Origin of the sequence: Altererythrobacter aquiaggeris (genome assembly GCF_037154015.1) — a bacterium.
GTDB lineage: Bacteria > Pseudomonadota > Alphaproteobacteria > Sphingomonadales > Sphingomonadaceae > Aestuarierythrobacter > Aestuarierythrobacter aquiaggeris.
This window is the reverse complement of the sequence record NZ_JBANRL010000001.1, coordinates 2,383,610-2,398,912: the sequence shown is the minus strand read 5'-3', so window position 1 is coordinate 2,398,912 and position 15,303 is coordinate 2,383,610. Positions and strand designations below refer to the sequence as shown.

Below are 15,303 nucleotides of genomic sequence, written 5' to 3'. Positions count from 1 at the left end.
CTCAGTTTATCGTCACGATACCGATGAAGGCGCCGGTCATCGCAGAGGCACAGTTGCCCGCAATCCAGCTTTTGATACCCAATCCCGCAACCTCCGCGCGGCGGCTGGGGGCAAGCGTTCCGATGGTCGATACCAGCAAGCCGACGCTCGCCAGGTTGGCGACCCCGCACAGCGCGTAGGTTACGATCAGCCTGGCGCGCGGATCGAAGGTGCCGGCGGGCAGTGCGGCAAGTTCCAGATAAGCCACATATTCATTAAGGATCGACTTGGTCCCCATCAATGCGCCCGCAGCCTGCGATTGCTCCCACGGTACGCCCAGCGTCCACATTACGGGCGCAAACAGCCAGCCGAACAAGCGCTTTACCGTAATCGGTTCGTCACCCACAAATGGCAGCACGGTCAGCATCTGGTCGGCCAGCGCAACCAGTGCGAACACCACGATAATGATCGCGATTACCGCCAGAAACAGCTGCATCCCGTCCATCGTACCTTTGACTATCGCATCGATTGAACCGTCATATTTCAGCCCCGGCTCTTCGCGGTCCTCCGCTGTGTGGCCTTCGCCCGGCACCATGATCTTGGCGAGCAACACCGCGGCGGGAAGCGAGATCAGCGACGCGGAAATCATATGCCCCACCGCATCGGGCACCACCTTGGACAGCGTGGTTGCATAAAGGATCAGGATTGCGCCGGAGATGGTCGACATGGCCAGCACCATCACCGCAAATAATTCTGCGCGGCTCATTTTCTCGAAATAGGCGCGCACCACCAGCGGACTTTCCACCACGCCGAGGAACATGTTCGCGCCGCCCGACAGGCCCACGACGCCGCTGACACCCAATGTGCGCTGCAGCGCCCATGACAGCCCGCGCACCAGCCATTGCAGCACGCCCCAATGCCACAGCAATGCGGCGAGCGCGGAAAACACGATCACCAGCGGCAATATCTGGAATGCGATGATCAGCGGTGCCGCGTCCGGATTTTGCAGCGCAAAGGGCAGCTCGCCCCCGCCCAGATAGCCGAACATATAGGACGAGCCGGCCAGCGTTGCCTGTTCGATAGCCGTCACACCGTGATTGGCCAGCACCATGACATCCCAGACGAAAGGCACGCGCAGGATCACGGCTGCCAGCAACAATTGCACGCCAAGCGCCGCACCGATCCACCGCCAGCTTGGCCGCGCGCTGCGGTCTTCCGAAATGCCCCATGCAAGCAGGAGCAGCAGAGCAATGCCGATCAGGCCCTGAAGCTGTTGCAGCACTTCCATGCGCTAGTTTGCAGCGTTCTTGCGGGCGAAGGCATTGGCGCAATCGAAAATGCCGCGCTCGCAAACAGCGGTCAGCCCGGTGGCAACGCGCACAAACGCCAGTGAAACTGCTTTCATCAAATTTCTCCGCTGCTCAGCCGGCATCAACCGCGCCGCCATGCGTGGTATTTCTCGACATAGGCCAGCAGTTTTTCAGGCTTTCTGGCCTTTTTCCATTCGCCCGCCGCGTATTTATTCGCCTCGGCCCACGTCGGATAGGTGTGGATCGTGCCGAGGATCTTGTTGAGCCCTAAGCCGTGTTTCATGGCCAGCACATATTCGGCCAGCAATTCGCCCGCATGATCGCCCACAATGGTAACGCCGAGGATTTTGTCCTTGCCCGGCACAGTCAGCACTTTGACGAAGCCGGCTGTTGCGCTTTCGGCAATTGCCCGGTCGAGATCGTCGAGGTCGTAACGCGTGACATCGTAAGCAATGTCCTGCTCTTGTGCTTCGGCCTCGCTCAAACCGACCCGTGCAACTTCGGGATCGATAAAGGTCGTCCACGGGATGACGCGGTAATCGGCCTTGAATTTCCTGAACTGGCCGAACAGGGCGTTGACCGAAGCAAACCATGCCTGATGGCTGGCCACGTGAGTGAACTGATACGGCCCCGCAACGTCGCCCGCTGCCAGAATGTTGGGGAATTTGGTCTGGAGAAATTCATCGGTCACGACAGTGCGCTCGGTATCGATGCCCAGCTCTTCAAGGCCGTAGCCGGTCAGCCGCGCCTTGCGGCCGACCGCAACGATCAGGCAGTCGAATTCGACCGCCTTTTCCGACCCGCCATGTTCGGCAATCAGCCGGTTGCCCGCTTCGATGCGAACCGCCTGGTGTCCCAGCAGCACATCGATGCCTGACGCTTCGAGCGAGCTTTGCGCCAGTTCGGAAACCTCGACGTCTTCCTTGCCCAGCAGCCGGTCTGCCATTTCGATCTGCGTGACTTGCGCGCCAAGCCGCTGGAGCGCCTGCGCCAGTTCGCTGCCGATCGGTCCGCCGCCCAGCACGGTGATGCGCCGCGGGACCGTGTCCATTTCGGAAAATGCATCCCACATGGTGTCGCTGGTGAGATAGCCCGAAGTGTCGATCCCGGGCAGCGGCGGCACAAATGGCTCGCCGCCCGAAGCGATGATGATGGAGCGGGTCGTCAAACGCTGTGTTTCGCCATCATTGCGGGCGATTTCGACCGTCCACGGGTCGATGATTCTGGCATAGCCCTGAACCACATCGACGCCGAGGCCGGTAAACCGCTCGACACTGTCATGCGGTTCGATGTCGGTGATGATGCCGCGCACCCGTTTCATGGTTTCACGGAACGGAACTTCGGGTTCGGCGGCTTTGAGGCCGTAACGGTCGGCGTGGCGGATCATGTCGGCTACTCGCGCCGTCTTGATCAGCGCCTTGCTGGGCACGCAGCCGGTGTTGAGGCAGTCGCCGCCCATCTTGTGCGCTTCGACCAATGTCACCTTGGCTTTCACCATGGCTGCAATATAGGCGGAAACCAGCCCGGCAGACCCCGCACCGATCACCACCATATTCCGGTCGTATGATCCGGGCCGCTCAAAGCCCTTGTAAACTCGGCGGCGCTGCAACCAGCCGATGATCGCCTTGGCAATCCAGGGCATGATGCCCAGCAGCACGAAGCTGCCGATCACCATGGGTGAAGCGATGCCCGAAAGGCTGTCGATCTGCGCGAGCTGGGTCCCTGCGTTCACGTAAACGATTGTGCCAAGCAGCATACCGATCTGGCTTACCCATGCGTAAGTCCAGGTTTTGATCCGCGTCAGCCCCATCAGCAGGTTCACGACGAAAAACGGGAACAGCGGGATCATCCGGATAGTGAACAGGTAAAACGCACCGTCGCGTTCCAGCCCTTCGTTCATGGTTTTCAGCCGCTGGCCGAATTTGCTCTCGATCGTGTCGCGCAGCACAAACCGGCTGGCAAGAAAGGCAAGCGTCGCCCCGAGTGTAGAAGCAAAGCTGACCACAACCGTGCCGACCAGCACGCCGAACAGCGCGCCAGCCGCCAGCGTCATCACCGCAGCGCCCGGCAGCGAGGCGGCGGCAACGGCGACATAGACGACGAAGAACACCCCGATCACCAGTGCGGGATTGTCCTGATAAGTAGTGTCAGCCTGGGCGGCGACGCCTTTGATGCCGTCAAGCGAGAGATATTGGCCAAGATCGAACAGGAAATATGCCGCGATAACCGCAACAAGCACCACAACGACCAGAATTTTCTTCATTATTTAATCCCTGTATCGCGCAATTTCACCGCTTGTCCGCACGCTTGTTCAGGCCCGCGCAGGCGCGTCGTTACACACCTTCTGCCAATTTGCGAAACCGCTTTACCCAGCGCAGGTCGATCCAGCGTTTCAGCCGCCACACCCAGACGCCTTCCGCGTGGAAGCGGCCATAGGTCAAAATTGCGGAACCGTCGCCGGTGGACAGCAGATAAAGGTTGTTCCAGCGCGCGTTATAGCGCCGTAGTTTCCCTGTTCCCTTGTGAACCGCGCGAAGGTTGTCAGCCAGCACCGGACCGGCAAACACCGCATGAACTCCCGAATGCGGCAGATGGCGGTCGGTGCGCTGCGCGATGTCACCTGCGGCAAATATCTCCGGATGCGACAGCGAGCGGTGCTGGGCATCGACTTTGACGAAACCCGAACTATCGGTCCCGATACCCGCTTTGCGCGGCCAGTCGGGCGCGCCGCTGCCAAGCGCGGTGACGATGCAGTCGGGTTGCCGGATTTCTTCCCCGCCCGCGGTCAATCGGCCGTCCGCAATCTGGGCCTCGGCCGTGATAATTTCGATGCCGCGCTGGCGCAGCGCTGCGGCGACGTGTTTGCGGACACCGCGTGGAAATCCGGGCAAAAGGCCGTCCTCGCCGGTTATGAACACCACCTGCGGCTGCTCTGCCAGCCCATGGCCCGAGCGCAGGGCAAAGGCCAGTTCTGTCCCGCCCGCACCGCCGCCGATTACTGCAATGGCAAGGCCGGCCTGCCCGGCTTGGGCAGCGCGCCATTTGGCATAATTTTCTACGAATGCTTCCATGGGTCTGATGTCGAACAGCGGCGCATTTGCCTCTCCCAGCGCGGCGCGCGCGCGGCCCGTTCCGCCGGTGCCAAGCGATAGCAGGTCGTATGCAATCTTGCGTCCGTCCGCGAGCGAGACGGTTTTTGCGTGCGGGTCGAAAGCTGTCACATCGCCCCGGATGAATGTTGCGCCAGCTTTTCCGGTCAGTCCGGTGAGCGCGATGGTTGCATCGCCTAACGCGCAATCGCCGCTGATCCAGCCTGGCACCAGCCCTGAATATAGCGTTTTGGGATGCCGCGAGACGAGCACGCAGCCGTGCGCCGGTGGGCCGTTCTCAATCCAGTCTGCCAGCACGCCCAGATGCGCATGGCCGCCGCCGGCAAGCAGGATCGGGGCGGGATTTGTGGCTGTATCTGCACTCACAAACAGACCTCTCGCGATTGAAACGGTGAATGGCAAGCTGGACGTGCCTGCGGCAGGCTGGCATTTGCTGCTGCAGGGAGGACCACCTGATGACCGGAGCCGAACTGGCACTCACGCTGGCCAGCTGCACCGCCTTCATGGCGCTGGTGGCGCTGATTGCATGGCGGCAGGCGCGCGGCTCGGTCGATACGAAGGACGGCTACTTTCTTGCCGGACGCGGGCTGGGCGGGGTGTTTATCGCCGGATCGCTGCTGCTGACCAATCTCAGCGCGGAACAGCTGATCGGCCTCAACGGTTCGGCCTACGGCTTCAACCTGTCGAGCATGGCATGGGAAGTAACGGCTGCCGTGGCAACCATCGCGATGGCGTTCATATTCCTTCCGCGCTACCTCGCCGGAGCGTTCACCACACTGCCCGAATTTCTGCGCGACCGTTATGATATCGGCGTCCAGCGCCTGTCAGTCGTGCTGTTCCTGCTGGGCTACGGGTTGGTGACGATCCCGTCGGTGCTGTATTCCGGTTCTATCGCGGTGATGAAGATTTTCGACGTGCCGGGTCTGTTCGGGATCGGGGAATTTCCCGCGCTGGTGGCCACAATCCTCGTAATCGGCGTGATCGGCGCGGCTTATGCGGTGTTTGGCGGGTTGAAAGCGGTTGCGGTGTCCGATACGCTCAATGGCATCGGGCTGCTGTTCATGGGTGTGCTGATCCTCGTGCTGGGGCTCATGGCGCTGGGCAGCGGAGATATCGCTGGCGGGATCCAGCGACTGGTGCAGGACAATCCGGAAAAACTGAATGCCATAGGCGGCGCGGATGATCCGACACCGTTCGGCACGATATTCACCGGGATGATCATCGCCAATCTGTTTTACTGGTGCACCAACCAATATGTCATCCAGCGGACACTGGCCGCGCGATCGCTGGCCGAAGGGCAGAAGGGCGTGCTGCTGTCCGGTTATTTCAAGGTGCTGGTGCCGTTTCTGATGATGGTGCCCGGCGTCATCGCCTTCCATCTGTATGGCCCCGGTCTTGCCACCATCGATCTTGCCTATCCGCAGCTGGTCCGCGACCTGCTGCCGCATTGGCTGATGGGTTTGTTTCTTGCGGTGCTGCTGGGCGCTGTTTTCAGCTCGTTCAATTCGCTGGTCAACAGCGCCGCCACACTGTTCTGCCTTGATATTCTTGCGCCGCTGCGCGTGCAGCCGCTGTCCGATCAGGCGATGGTCCGGACGGCCAAAATCGTCAGCGCCGTGATTGCAGTTTCCAGCTTTGTCGTAGCGCCGCTGTTGTTCCTCGCGCCCGAGGGGCTGTGGCAGATCATCCGCATCTTCACCGGCTTCTACAACATACCCGTCATTACGATCGTACTGGTCGGCCTGTTTACACGCCGCGTGCCGGCAATCGCTGCCAAGATCGTGATTGTCTTTCATGTGATTGCTTATGGCCTGCTGAAATTCGCGCTGGCCGATGTGGTTACGCTGCATTTTCTGCATATTTACGCGGTTCTGTTCGTGATCGAAGTCGCCATCATGCTCGCCGCGGGCAAGATCGCGCCGCGCGCGCAGCCGTGGAAGTTCACTCCTGTGAAGGGGGTGGATCTGACCAGCTGGAAATGGGCCGTGCCGACAGCGGTCAGCCTGTTTTCGTGTGTGGTGGCAACATATCTGCTGTTTTCGAATTTCGGACTGGCATCAGGCCATCTTTCCAGCGGTTTCGCTGCAGCTATCAGCGCGCTCATCGCACTCAATCTGGCGTTCTGGTTCGGCTTCGGGCGCAGACCGGCGGCTTGACGAAACTTTTACCGGCGTGCCATCTTCCGGTCTGAGGGAGACAGATATGCGCAAATGGTTGATCGGCGCCGCGGCGCTGTGCCTTTTGTCGGGCTGCGATGCGGGGGGCGGCGCATCACCGGATGCGCGCGGCGACGGAAGCGGCACCATCGAACTGGCCGAATTTCCCGAACGCCCCTTGTGGGGTGATACGCATCTCCACACGGACAATTCGATCGACGCATTCGGCTTTGGCGTGCGGCTTGGCCCCGATGATGCGTTGCGGTTTGCCAGCGGCGAGGAAGTCACTTCCACCACAGGGGTTACCGCCAAGCTCGACCGTCCGCTCGATTTCCTGGTGATTGCCGATCACAGCGACGGGTTGGGCGCGACACGCCGCCTGTATGATGCGCCGCGCATGATGATCCGGGACAAGACGCTGCTGCGCTGGTACGATATGATGCATGACAGCCCCGAACAGTCGCAGATGGCGATTGCCGAACTGATCACCGCAGCGGCAAATGATACTTTACCGCCTGCGCTGAGCGACCCCGAACGTTCGAAAGAAGCGACGACCACGATCTGGAAAGACCATCTGGACACGCTCGATAATTTCAACAAACCGGGTAAGTTCACGGCGATTGCAGGCTTTGAATATACGCTGATGCCGGATGGCAATAATCTGCACCGAGTGGTGATGTTCCGCGATGGCAGCGACAAGACCGGCCGGGTTTTACCCTATCCGGGTATCGACAATCCTGTGACCGGCCTGTGGGATTATATGGAGGCATATGAGAAAGCCACCGGCGGTAAAGTATTGGCGATTCCGCATAATTCCAATATTTCAAACGGGCTGATGTTTGAACTGACGGGGCCGGACGGCGGACCGATGACAGCCCGATACGCCAGAAAACGTGCGAAATATGAACCGGTTGTCGAAGTCACCCAAATCAAGGGTGACAGCGAGGCGCACCCGTTCCTGTCGCCGAATGACGAATTTGCAGGCTTCGGCGATGCCGGCTGGGAATTGGGCAATTTGCCGCTGACAGCGGGCAAGAGCGACGCGATGTTCGCGGGCGAATATCTTCGCGAGGCGTTGAAGCGCGGGCTGTCGATCGAACAGCAGACCGGCGTGAACCCCTATCATTTCGGCATGATCGGATCGACCGACAGCCACACTGCGCTGGCCACGGCCGACGAGGATAATTTCTTCGGCAAGCATACCGGCAACGAACCACGCGCCGAGCGCGGGAACGAAGCGCAAAATCTGGGTACGCGGCTTGGACGGTTCGGCTGGAATTACCTCGCCAGCGGTTATGCCGCGGTGTGGGCGCGGGCCAATACGCGCGCTGAAATATTCGATGCGATGGTGCGGCGCGAAGTTTATGCCACTACCGGCCCGCGCATGGTGGTGCGGCTGTTTGCCGGTTTCGATTTTGCCGATGACGCGTTTGCCGGCGACTGGGTGCGTGACGGCTATACACGCGGCGTGCCGATGGGGGGATCGCTGGTGGATCAGGGCAAGGCACCGCGCTTTGTCGTGTCCGCACTCAAGGATCCCGAAGGCGCCAATCTTGACCGGGTCCAGATCGTGAAGGGCTGGATCGATGCGGGCGGAGCGGCGCAGGAACGGGTGTTCGATATCGCATGGAGCGAACGGGAAATGGATGCCGCGTCCAATTCGCCGGTCCCGCCGGTGGGCGATACGGTGGACCGCAAGACGGCAACCTATACCAACACGATCGGGGCCGCAGAACTCAGAACCGTGTGGACGGACCCCGAATACCGCGAGGGACAGAGCGCGTTTTATTACGTCCGCGTGCTCGAAATCCCGACACCGCGGTGGACCTTGTTCGATGCGGTGCGTTTCGGAACCAAACTGTCGCCCGAATCAATGGCCAATTCGGTGTCGCAGGAGCGGGCCTACAGCTCGCCCGTATGGCTGAAAGCGCCCGCCAAGCGGCTTGGTACGGGGTGACATTGCCCGGCTGGACCCGCGAACCGCTCGTCCATTTTCTGATCGGCGGCCTGCTGCTTTTTGCGTTTTTCGCATGGCGCGGCGTCGATGTGGATCCGGCCAGCCGCTCGATCGATATAAGCCGCGAACAGCAGGCGCGGATTGCGCTGCAGTTCCAGCAGACGATGCAGCGCCCGCCCACCGATGGCGAGCTCGATATGCTGGTCGACCAATATGTGCGCGAGGAAGTGCTGTACCGCGAAGCATTGCGGCTCGGCCTCGACAATGACGATGCCGTAATCCGCAAGCGAATGGCGCAGAAGATGGATTATCTCGCCGCCAGCCGCGCCGAAACACAGCAGCCGGACGATGCGGTGCTGGAGAAATGGCTGGCGCGGCATCCCGCCCGGTTTGCACCCGACAGCCGTTTCTCGTTCGATCAACTGTGGTTTGCGCAAGGGCCCGCTGCGCGCGATGCGATGGCGCAGCTGGGCGCTGGTGCCAGCTGGGAAGGCCAGGGCGAGCAAATCAGTCTGCCGCGCAGCGTTGAAAGCGCGAGCCGCAGTGATCTGATCGCACGCTTCGGCAGCGAGTTTGTCGGCCAGCTAGGCACCGCGCCGCTTAATGAATGGACCGGACCGCTGCGCTCCGGCTTCGGATTCCATTTGCTGCGGCTGCGCAAGGCAAGCACCGGACCCGTTCCGCCGCTGGCCGAAATCCGCGAGCGGGTCGCGAATGACTGGCGGGCAGAAACCATGGCAAACCGCCGCGAGGAGGCGTATCGCATCCTGCGCAGGGGTTACGACGTATCGCTGGAACGATGATCCGCGCGCTTGTAACCGCGCTGGTTTTGCTGCTGTCATGCCCTGCGCTGGCGGATGAGCTGCGGCCCGGCACGATCGAGTTTATCCAGCGCAGCGACAGCCATTGGTCGCTGACATGGAAGCAATCGCTATCCACCCCCGGCCCCGCGCCGCTGATCATTCCCGAATTACCCGGCGGATGCGCGATTGCCGGGACACCGATAAAGCGCGGCGCGCCGATGGCCTTGCTCGGCAGCGCCGATGTGCGGTGCGATGGTGCTATCGCTGGCGGCCAGATAGGGGTGGCGGGCCTGTTCGGCAATGCCGATGTCATGGTCAGGGTGGAGCCGCTGGGAAGGCCGGTGCAAACCTTGCGGCTGAGCGCTGCGGAGCCCCGCGCGACAATCGCGGCCAAACCGTCCGCAGCGCAGGTCTGGCGCAGCTATTTCGCTATCGGGGTCGAACATATCCTTATGGGCTGGGACCATTTGCTGTTTGTGATCGCGCTGGTTTTGCTGGTGGCGCGCCCGTGGGCGGTGGTCAAAGCAGCCACCGCATTCACTGCCGCGCATTCGCTCACGCTGGCGGCAACGGTGCTGGGATTTACGGGCATGGCGCAGCGTCCGGTCGAAGCGGTGATTGCACTTTCAATCGTGTTTCTTGCGGTCGAACTGGCACGGCAGGCCAAGCGCGGCGATCCATCAATGACCGCGCGGTTTCCCTGGCTGGCCGCGTTTGGGTTCGGTTTGATCCACGGGTTCGGATTCGCGGGGGCCTTGCGCGAAATCGGTCTGCCCGAAGGCGAAGTGCCCGCGGCGCTGATATCATTCAATCTGGGGGTCGAGGCGGGGCAACTGGTGGTTATCGCCGCCGTTCTGGCGCTGCGGTTGGCCTTACGAAAGATGGCCCCGAGAACCGAAGCGCCCGCATTGATGCTGGCGACATACGCGATCGGGATTACCGGAACCTATTGGCTGCTGGACAGGCTGGCGGGCTGGTAATCACCGCCAAGTGCCTGCCACAACAGCACGCGTGCCCGCCGCGCCCGGCCATTGGCCGCCGCAACCCGCTCGCCCGAGGCATCGGCGGATCGCCGCGCTTCCAGCACGGTCAAAAAATCGGCCAGGCCGGCGCGGTAACGGACATCCGCCAGCCGTGCAGCGCGGCTGTTGCGGGCTTCCTCGTCAACCGCAGCGGCCAGCTCGGCATCGGCGGACGCGACGATCCCGTAGGCTGCCTCTGCGTCGCCCAACGCTGAATAGACAGCGCCGCGATAAGCCTGGAAGGCAATGCGTTTGCCAGCTTCGGCTTGGTCGATGTCGGCTTCGATCCGGCCAAAATCGAACAGCGGTGCAGCCACCGCAGCGCCAAGCGATCCGACCAGCGATTCCCCGTCAAACAAATCCGCCGGATTGAATGCCAGCAAACCCAGCGCCGCAGACAGGCTGATATTGGGAAACCGGCTGGCGGCAACCGCAGCCAGATCGGCATCCGATGCCGCCAACCGGCTCCACGCGGCCAGCACATCGGGGCGGCCCGTCAGCAGGATCGACGGCGCGGCGGCGGGGGCTTCGGGTATGGTCATGCTGTCCGCAGGAAGCATCAGATTGGTCCGCACAGCCTGCGCGGAAGTGGCGGTCAGCGTGACCAACCGGCCCAGCAGCCGCGCCCGCTCTCCCTCCAGCGCAGTCAGCCGGCTGCGCGATGTTGCAGCAGCGCTTTCCGCGCGCACCCGGTCAAACCCGGGGGAAATGCCCGCCCGCTCGCGCGACCCGGTTAGGCGGGCCAGATTATTTGCGGCGCCCAGATCGGCCTCGAGCGATGCCTGCCGCGCGGACAGCGTGCGCCAGTCAATCACGGTTGCGGCAATTTCACCCAGTAAAGCCAGACGCACTGCTGCGGCATCGGCCCCGGCGGCATCGATGCGCGCGGTGGCGGCACGTTCCTGCGCGCGCAGGCGGCCGAACAGATCGACATCCCATCCGGCGGTCAGATTGGCACCGTAGCTTATCTGCTCGCTATCGATGCTGACACCCGGCGGCAGCGCATCCGCGATCTGGCTTTGGTTGGTGCGCGATCCGGTGACATTTGCACCCGCGGCAATCTGCGGCAGACGGTTGGCGCCTGCCCTGCCTGCCGCAGCACGTGCTGCATCGATCCGTGCAACCGCTTCGCCCAAAGTCGGAGACTGGGCGAGGGCGAGCGTGGATAACGCGCTATATGCCGGATCGTCGGTTGGCAGCAGAGCGGCGAGCGAAGCGGCCTCGCCGGCATTTGGGGCATAAGCAAATGCCGCGGGCAATACCGGCGCAGGGGTGGCAATTTCGGCGGGCGGACCAGCGACACAGGCGCCGAGCGCGGCGCTCGCCATTCCGGCCAGCAAAAGATGGCGCAGGTGCATCATTTCTGATCCTGCGCAGTTGCGGATCTGGTTTGTTTGCGCGCCGGAATAAACGCATCGATTTGCTGGCCAACCCTGAACAGACCATCGGTATCGGGCAGTTGATAAAGCACCTGCAGCACGCGGACATCCACACGCTCGGCAGCGCTGTTGGTAAGCGACCGCTTGGGCACGACCAGCGGTTCGGCGCGCACGAAGTCGGCTTTCACTTGCTGTTCTGCCAAGCCGCGAGGCGATACTATCGCCGCCGCGCCCAGATCGACGCGCCCCGCTTCGTTTTCATCAATATCGACGCGGATATAAAGCGGGCGCGTTTGCCCCATCTGGATGAACGGCACACCGCTACCGCCTTGTGTCGCAACATATTCTCCGGGGCGGATGTTGACCGCCAATATCTCGCCCGTAATCGGTGCTCTCACTGTCAATCGGCCCAATTCGGTTTGCGCGCTATTCGCACTGGCCTGCGCTGCGCGCAGCCGCGATTGTGCCAGCGTAAGGCGCTGGCTGGCGGCATTGGCATCGCCTTCAGCGCGGATCACTTCGGCGCGGCTGACGGCGGCGGGATCATCGACACTGCGATAAAGCGCAAGCTGCCGCCGCGCGGTGGCCTGAGCACTCTGTGCTTCGGCAATGGCGGCGCGGGCTTCGCCGATGGCGGCGCTGGCTTCCTGCGTGCGGGCGCGTGCTGCGCGGTCGTCCACCACAAACAGCGGCTGGCCTTTTGAAACATAGTCGCCCGGCTGGACGCGCAGGTCGGTGACGAGGCCGGACAGGGCAGTGCCAACGTCGATTATTTCGCTTGATGGTTCGACCACGCCGGAACCCGCCACCCGTGCGGAATTCGCCAGAGCGCCGGTTGCGCGGGGCGGTTGCCGGTCAGGTTCTTCCAATTGGCGATCAGGTAGGCCGCGCCAGATAAAGATTGCCGCCAGGATCAGTCCGACAACAGCAATGACCGGCAAAATCTTGCGGTTGAAACTAAGGTTTTCGGGAAGCAAAGCCATGCGATAATCCTAGAGGTCGGGTTTAATGGTCGTCGGGCATTTCAGTGCCGTCGTGAATAATCTTGCCGTCTTCAAGCACGAGAATACGATCGGCGAGGTCGAATATCCGGTTGTCGTGCGTGACGATGATGACCGAACGGTCGTCGGCCACACCGACTTCGCGCAGCAGGTCCATCACCCGGCGGCCCGATTTGGCATCGAGCGCTGCGGTCGGTTCGTCGCACACCACCAGACGCGGCTCGTGCACCAGCGCGCGCGCAATCGCCACGCGTTGCTGCTGGCCGCCCGAAAGCTGGTTGGGCAGCTTGTCGGCCTGATCCGCAATGTTGAGCTTATCCAGCATGGCAACCGCCTTTTGTCGGGCTTCCTTGCGGTTCATGCCCTGCGCGATCAGTGGAACTGCGGCATTGCTGGCGGCATCGATCGAAGGGATCAAATTGTACTGCTGGAAGATAAACCCGATGTTCTGCAACCGGAAATTGACCAGCTGTGTATCGGTCAGCGCATAAATGTCGGTGCCGAATACTTCGACATCACCCAGCGTCGGATAAAGAATTCCGCACATGATGGAAATCAGCGTGGTCTTGCCCGATCCGCTTTCACCAACCAGAAATGTCAGCTCGCCTGCGCGAATATCCAGATCGATCCCGTGCAGAACGGTGATGGTTTGCTGGCCGGCCTGAAAATCGCGCGTGACGCCGCGCGTGCAGATGGCGGTTCCGGTTGCAGTACCTGTCATCTGAACACCGCCGCAGGTTCGGTTTTCAGCACACTGCGCAAGGCCAGAAATCCGGTCAGCGCCAGAATGATGATCACCGCGACGAGGCTGATCAGCGGAATTTGCCAGGGCACGTAAAACCCCTTGAAAAAGGGATTGGAAGAAAAGGCACCGATAAACAGAACCGTGCCGATAATGCCCAGGCCGTAGCCGATCATTCCCACCAGCCCGGCCTGCGCGGTCACCATCAAACGGATCTTGGCATTGGTCACGCCGATCGCTTTCAGCGCGCCGAACTGTTTGATATTATCGCGGATGAACAGGCTGAATGTCAGCCCGACGATTGCCACACCCACGATAAAGCCCAGCACCACCGTGATTCCGAAATTGAACGGGATACCGGTGTTTTCGATAATGAAATCGATCCCGTCCTGCGCAAATTGATCGCGAGTGCGCGCGCGCAGGCCGGTTTGCGCCTCGATCCTGCCGGTCAGTTCTTCGGGCGTAATTCCGTCTGCCGCGCCCACCAGGACGAAGTTCAACCGGTTGCGCGTACCGGGCACGAAATTCAGCGCCTGACTGTATTTGGTATAAAGCGACACGGTGCTGGTAAAGGTGGGGATCGCATCGGTAATACCGCGAATGACCGCGCGCTGATCGTTCAGCTCCAGCCGCTCGCCAATCGGGTTTTCGCCATTGGAGAAAAATTTCAGCGCGCCGACATCATCGATAATTACCGAACCGGGCTGCGAGAGGACGCTGATGTCACCCTCGACCATGTTTTTGGGCATTCCGATCAGGCTGGCGTCATCCACGCCGATCACCGCGACACCTTCCAGATCGCCATCCTTGGTGCGCACGGATGCTTGCGCGCGCAGATGCGGGACCGCCCAGTCAACACCGGGCACGCCGCGCACCTTGTCAAGCGCGGTTGAAGGCATCGGAAAATTGACATCGGTTGTCCGGCTGACCGTATCCATCACCCACACATCGGCGGTGGGCACGTTGTAAACGCCGCTCGCGCCGCGTTCGATCAGATTGACGAAAATGGTCAGCTGCTGGGTTATCAGCAAGGTCGAAAATGCGATCCCGAACAGTAAGCCGTAAAACTTCTGCTTGTCGCCGGTCAGCATTCTGATTGCGATCCAGATCAAACTGAAAACCTTATCTTGGCACCGGACTTGCCGAATCGTGCGGCAGCGACCATTATTGAACGGTAGCGTTTAACTGAACGGAGCCGTTCATTTTGTCAAGCGAACCCTTGAAAAAGCTCGGCCGGCCTGCCGATACGGAAAAGCATGAGGCGATTATCGCAGCGGCATCCGATGCGTTTTTCAAACATGGTTATGCCGCCACTTCGATCGAGCATATTGCCGCCAGCGCGGGCGTATCGAAAGTTACGATCTACAATAATTTTGACGGCAAGCGCGGACTGTTCACCGCAGCGGTCGAGCTGGAATGCGAAAATATGCGGCAGCATTTCTCGCTCGATAATCTGGGCGGCGGTAGTCTGCGCGAAATGCTGACGATCATCGGCGAGGCGATGGCGGCGTTTCTCTCGCGGCCGGAAATGGTCCAGTTCGAACGCCGCATCGCTGCCGAGACCGAGCATGACCCTGCCATCGGCGCGGCCTTTCTGGCGGCCGGGCCGCACCGGATGAAAAAAGCCTTTGCCGCCTTCATCAGCGCCAACGATGCGGCGGGCACGCTGCGGGTGGACGACGCGGGCCTTGCGGCTGAACAATTTGTTTCGATGTGCAAGGGGATGGGCGATCTGGACCGCCGGTTCGGCCATCCCGGCGATCCCGAACGCGACCGGATGCGGATTGTCGGTGCGGTCGAGGTATTTCTCAAGGCTTATGGCGTAAACCCCGACACGCGATAAA

Annotated in this window: 12 protein-coding genes; 5 read left to right on the top strand and 7 right to left on the bottom strand. The window is 61.3% G+C overall.

What is annotated here, in order from left to right; genetic code table 11:
* Position 1: 1 nt before the first annotated feature.
* The 3 genes from WFP06_RS11835 to WFP06_RS11825 all read right to left on the bottom strand — a co-directional run bounded on the left by WFP06_RS11835 (position 2) and on the right by WFP06_RS11825 (position 4,765).
* Positions 2–1,267: a NupC/NupG family nucleoside CNT transporter gene (locus tag WFP06_RS11835; RefSeq protein WP_336987366.1), complete on the bottom strand. Its 1,266-nt coding sequence runs from the start codon at positions 1,265–1,267 to the stop codon at positions 2–4.
* Between the two features lie 143 nt (positions 1,268–1,410).
* Complete coding sequence (locus tag WFP06_RS11830) at positions 1,411–3,552, bottom strand: FAD-dependent oxidoreductase (protein WP_336987365.1); 2,142 nt, start codon at positions 3,550–3,552, stop codon at positions 1,411–1,413.
* Positions 3,553–3,622: 70 nt separating this feature from the next.
* Positions 3,623–4,765: an FAD-dependent oxidoreductase gene (locus WFP06_RS11825; protein ID WP_336987364.1), complete on the bottom strand. Its 1,143-nt coding sequence runs from the start codon at positions 4,763–4,765 to the stop codon at positions 3,623–3,625.
* Between the two features lie 89 nt (positions 4,766–4,854).
* Between WFP06_RS11825 and WFP06_RS11820 the strand changes: the two genes are divergently transcribed.
* From WFP06_RS11820 to WFP06_RS11805, 4 genes are read left to right on the top strand one after another with little or no spacing between them, the layout of a single operon-like run.
* The gene (locus WFP06_RS11820; protein WP_336987363.1) at positions 4,855–6,555 is read left to right on the top strand and encodes a solute:sodium symporter family transporter; all 1,701 of its coding nucleotides are present in this window, start codon (positions 4,855–4,857) and stop codon (positions 6,553–6,555) included.
* Positions 6,556–6,601: 46 nt separating this feature from the next.
* Positions 6,602–8,512, top strand: a complete 1,911-nt coding sequence (locus WFP06_RS11815; protein WP_336987362.1) for a DUF3604 domain-containing protein — start codon at positions 6,602–6,604, stop codon at positions 8,510–8,512.
* Positions 8,509–9,315, top strand: a complete 807-nt coding sequence (locus WFP06_RS11810) for a peptidylprolyl isomerase (RefSeq protein ID WP_336987361.1) — start codon at positions 8,509–8,511, stop codon at positions 9,313–9,315. Before WFP06_RS11815 ends, WFP06_RS11810 begins: the two co-directional genes overlap by 4 nt.
* A complete protein-coding gene (locus WFP06_RS11805; protein WP_336987360.1) occupies positions 9,312–10,295 on the top strand; it encodes a HupE/UreJ family protein in 984 nt (327 codons plus the stop codon). Before WFP06_RS11810 ends, WFP06_RS11805 begins: the two co-directional genes overlap by 4 nt.
* Here the strand turns inward: WFP06_RS11805 and WFP06_RS11800 are convergent.
* From WFP06_RS11800 to WFP06_RS11785, 4 genes are read right to left on the bottom strand one after another with little or no spacing between them, the layout of a single operon-like run.
* Positions 10,262–11,698: an efflux transporter outer membrane subunit gene (locus WFP06_RS11800; protein WP_336987359.1), complete on the bottom strand. Its 1,437-nt coding sequence runs from the start codon at positions 11,696–11,698 to the stop codon at positions 10,262–10,264. The two genes, WFP06_RS11805 and WFP06_RS11800, sit on opposite strands and share 34 nt — an antisense overlap.
* Positions 11,695–12,699, bottom strand: a complete 1,005-nt coding sequence (locus WFP06_RS11795) for an efflux RND transporter periplasmic adaptor subunit (RefSeq protein WP_336987358.1) — start codon at positions 12,697–12,699, stop codon at positions 11,695–11,697. Before WFP06_RS11795 ends, WFP06_RS11800 begins: the two co-directional genes overlap by 4 nt.
* 22 nt (positions 12,700–12,721) lie before the next feature.
* Positions 12,722–13,438, bottom strand: a complete 717-nt coding sequence (locus WFP06_RS11790) for an ABC transporter ATP-binding protein (protein ID WP_336987357.1) — start codon at positions 13,436–13,438, stop codon at positions 12,722–12,724.
* Positions 13,435–14,571, bottom strand: coding sequence for an ABC transporter permease (locus tag WFP06_RS11785; protein WP_336987356.1), 1,137 nt, complete (start codon positions 14,569–14,571; stop codon positions 13,435–13,437). Before WFP06_RS11785 ends, WFP06_RS11790 begins: the two co-directional genes overlap by 4 nt.
* 92 nt (positions 14,572–14,663) lie before the next feature.
* Here WFP06_RS11785 and WFP06_RS11780 point away from each other — a divergent pair, with 92 nt between their 5' ends.
* Positions 14,664–15,302, top strand: a complete 639-nt coding sequence (locus tag WFP06_RS11780; RefSeq protein ID WP_336987355.1) for a TetR/AcrR family transcriptional regulator — start codon at positions 14,664–14,666, stop codon at positions 15,300–15,302.
* Position 15,303: the final 1 nt, after the last annotated feature.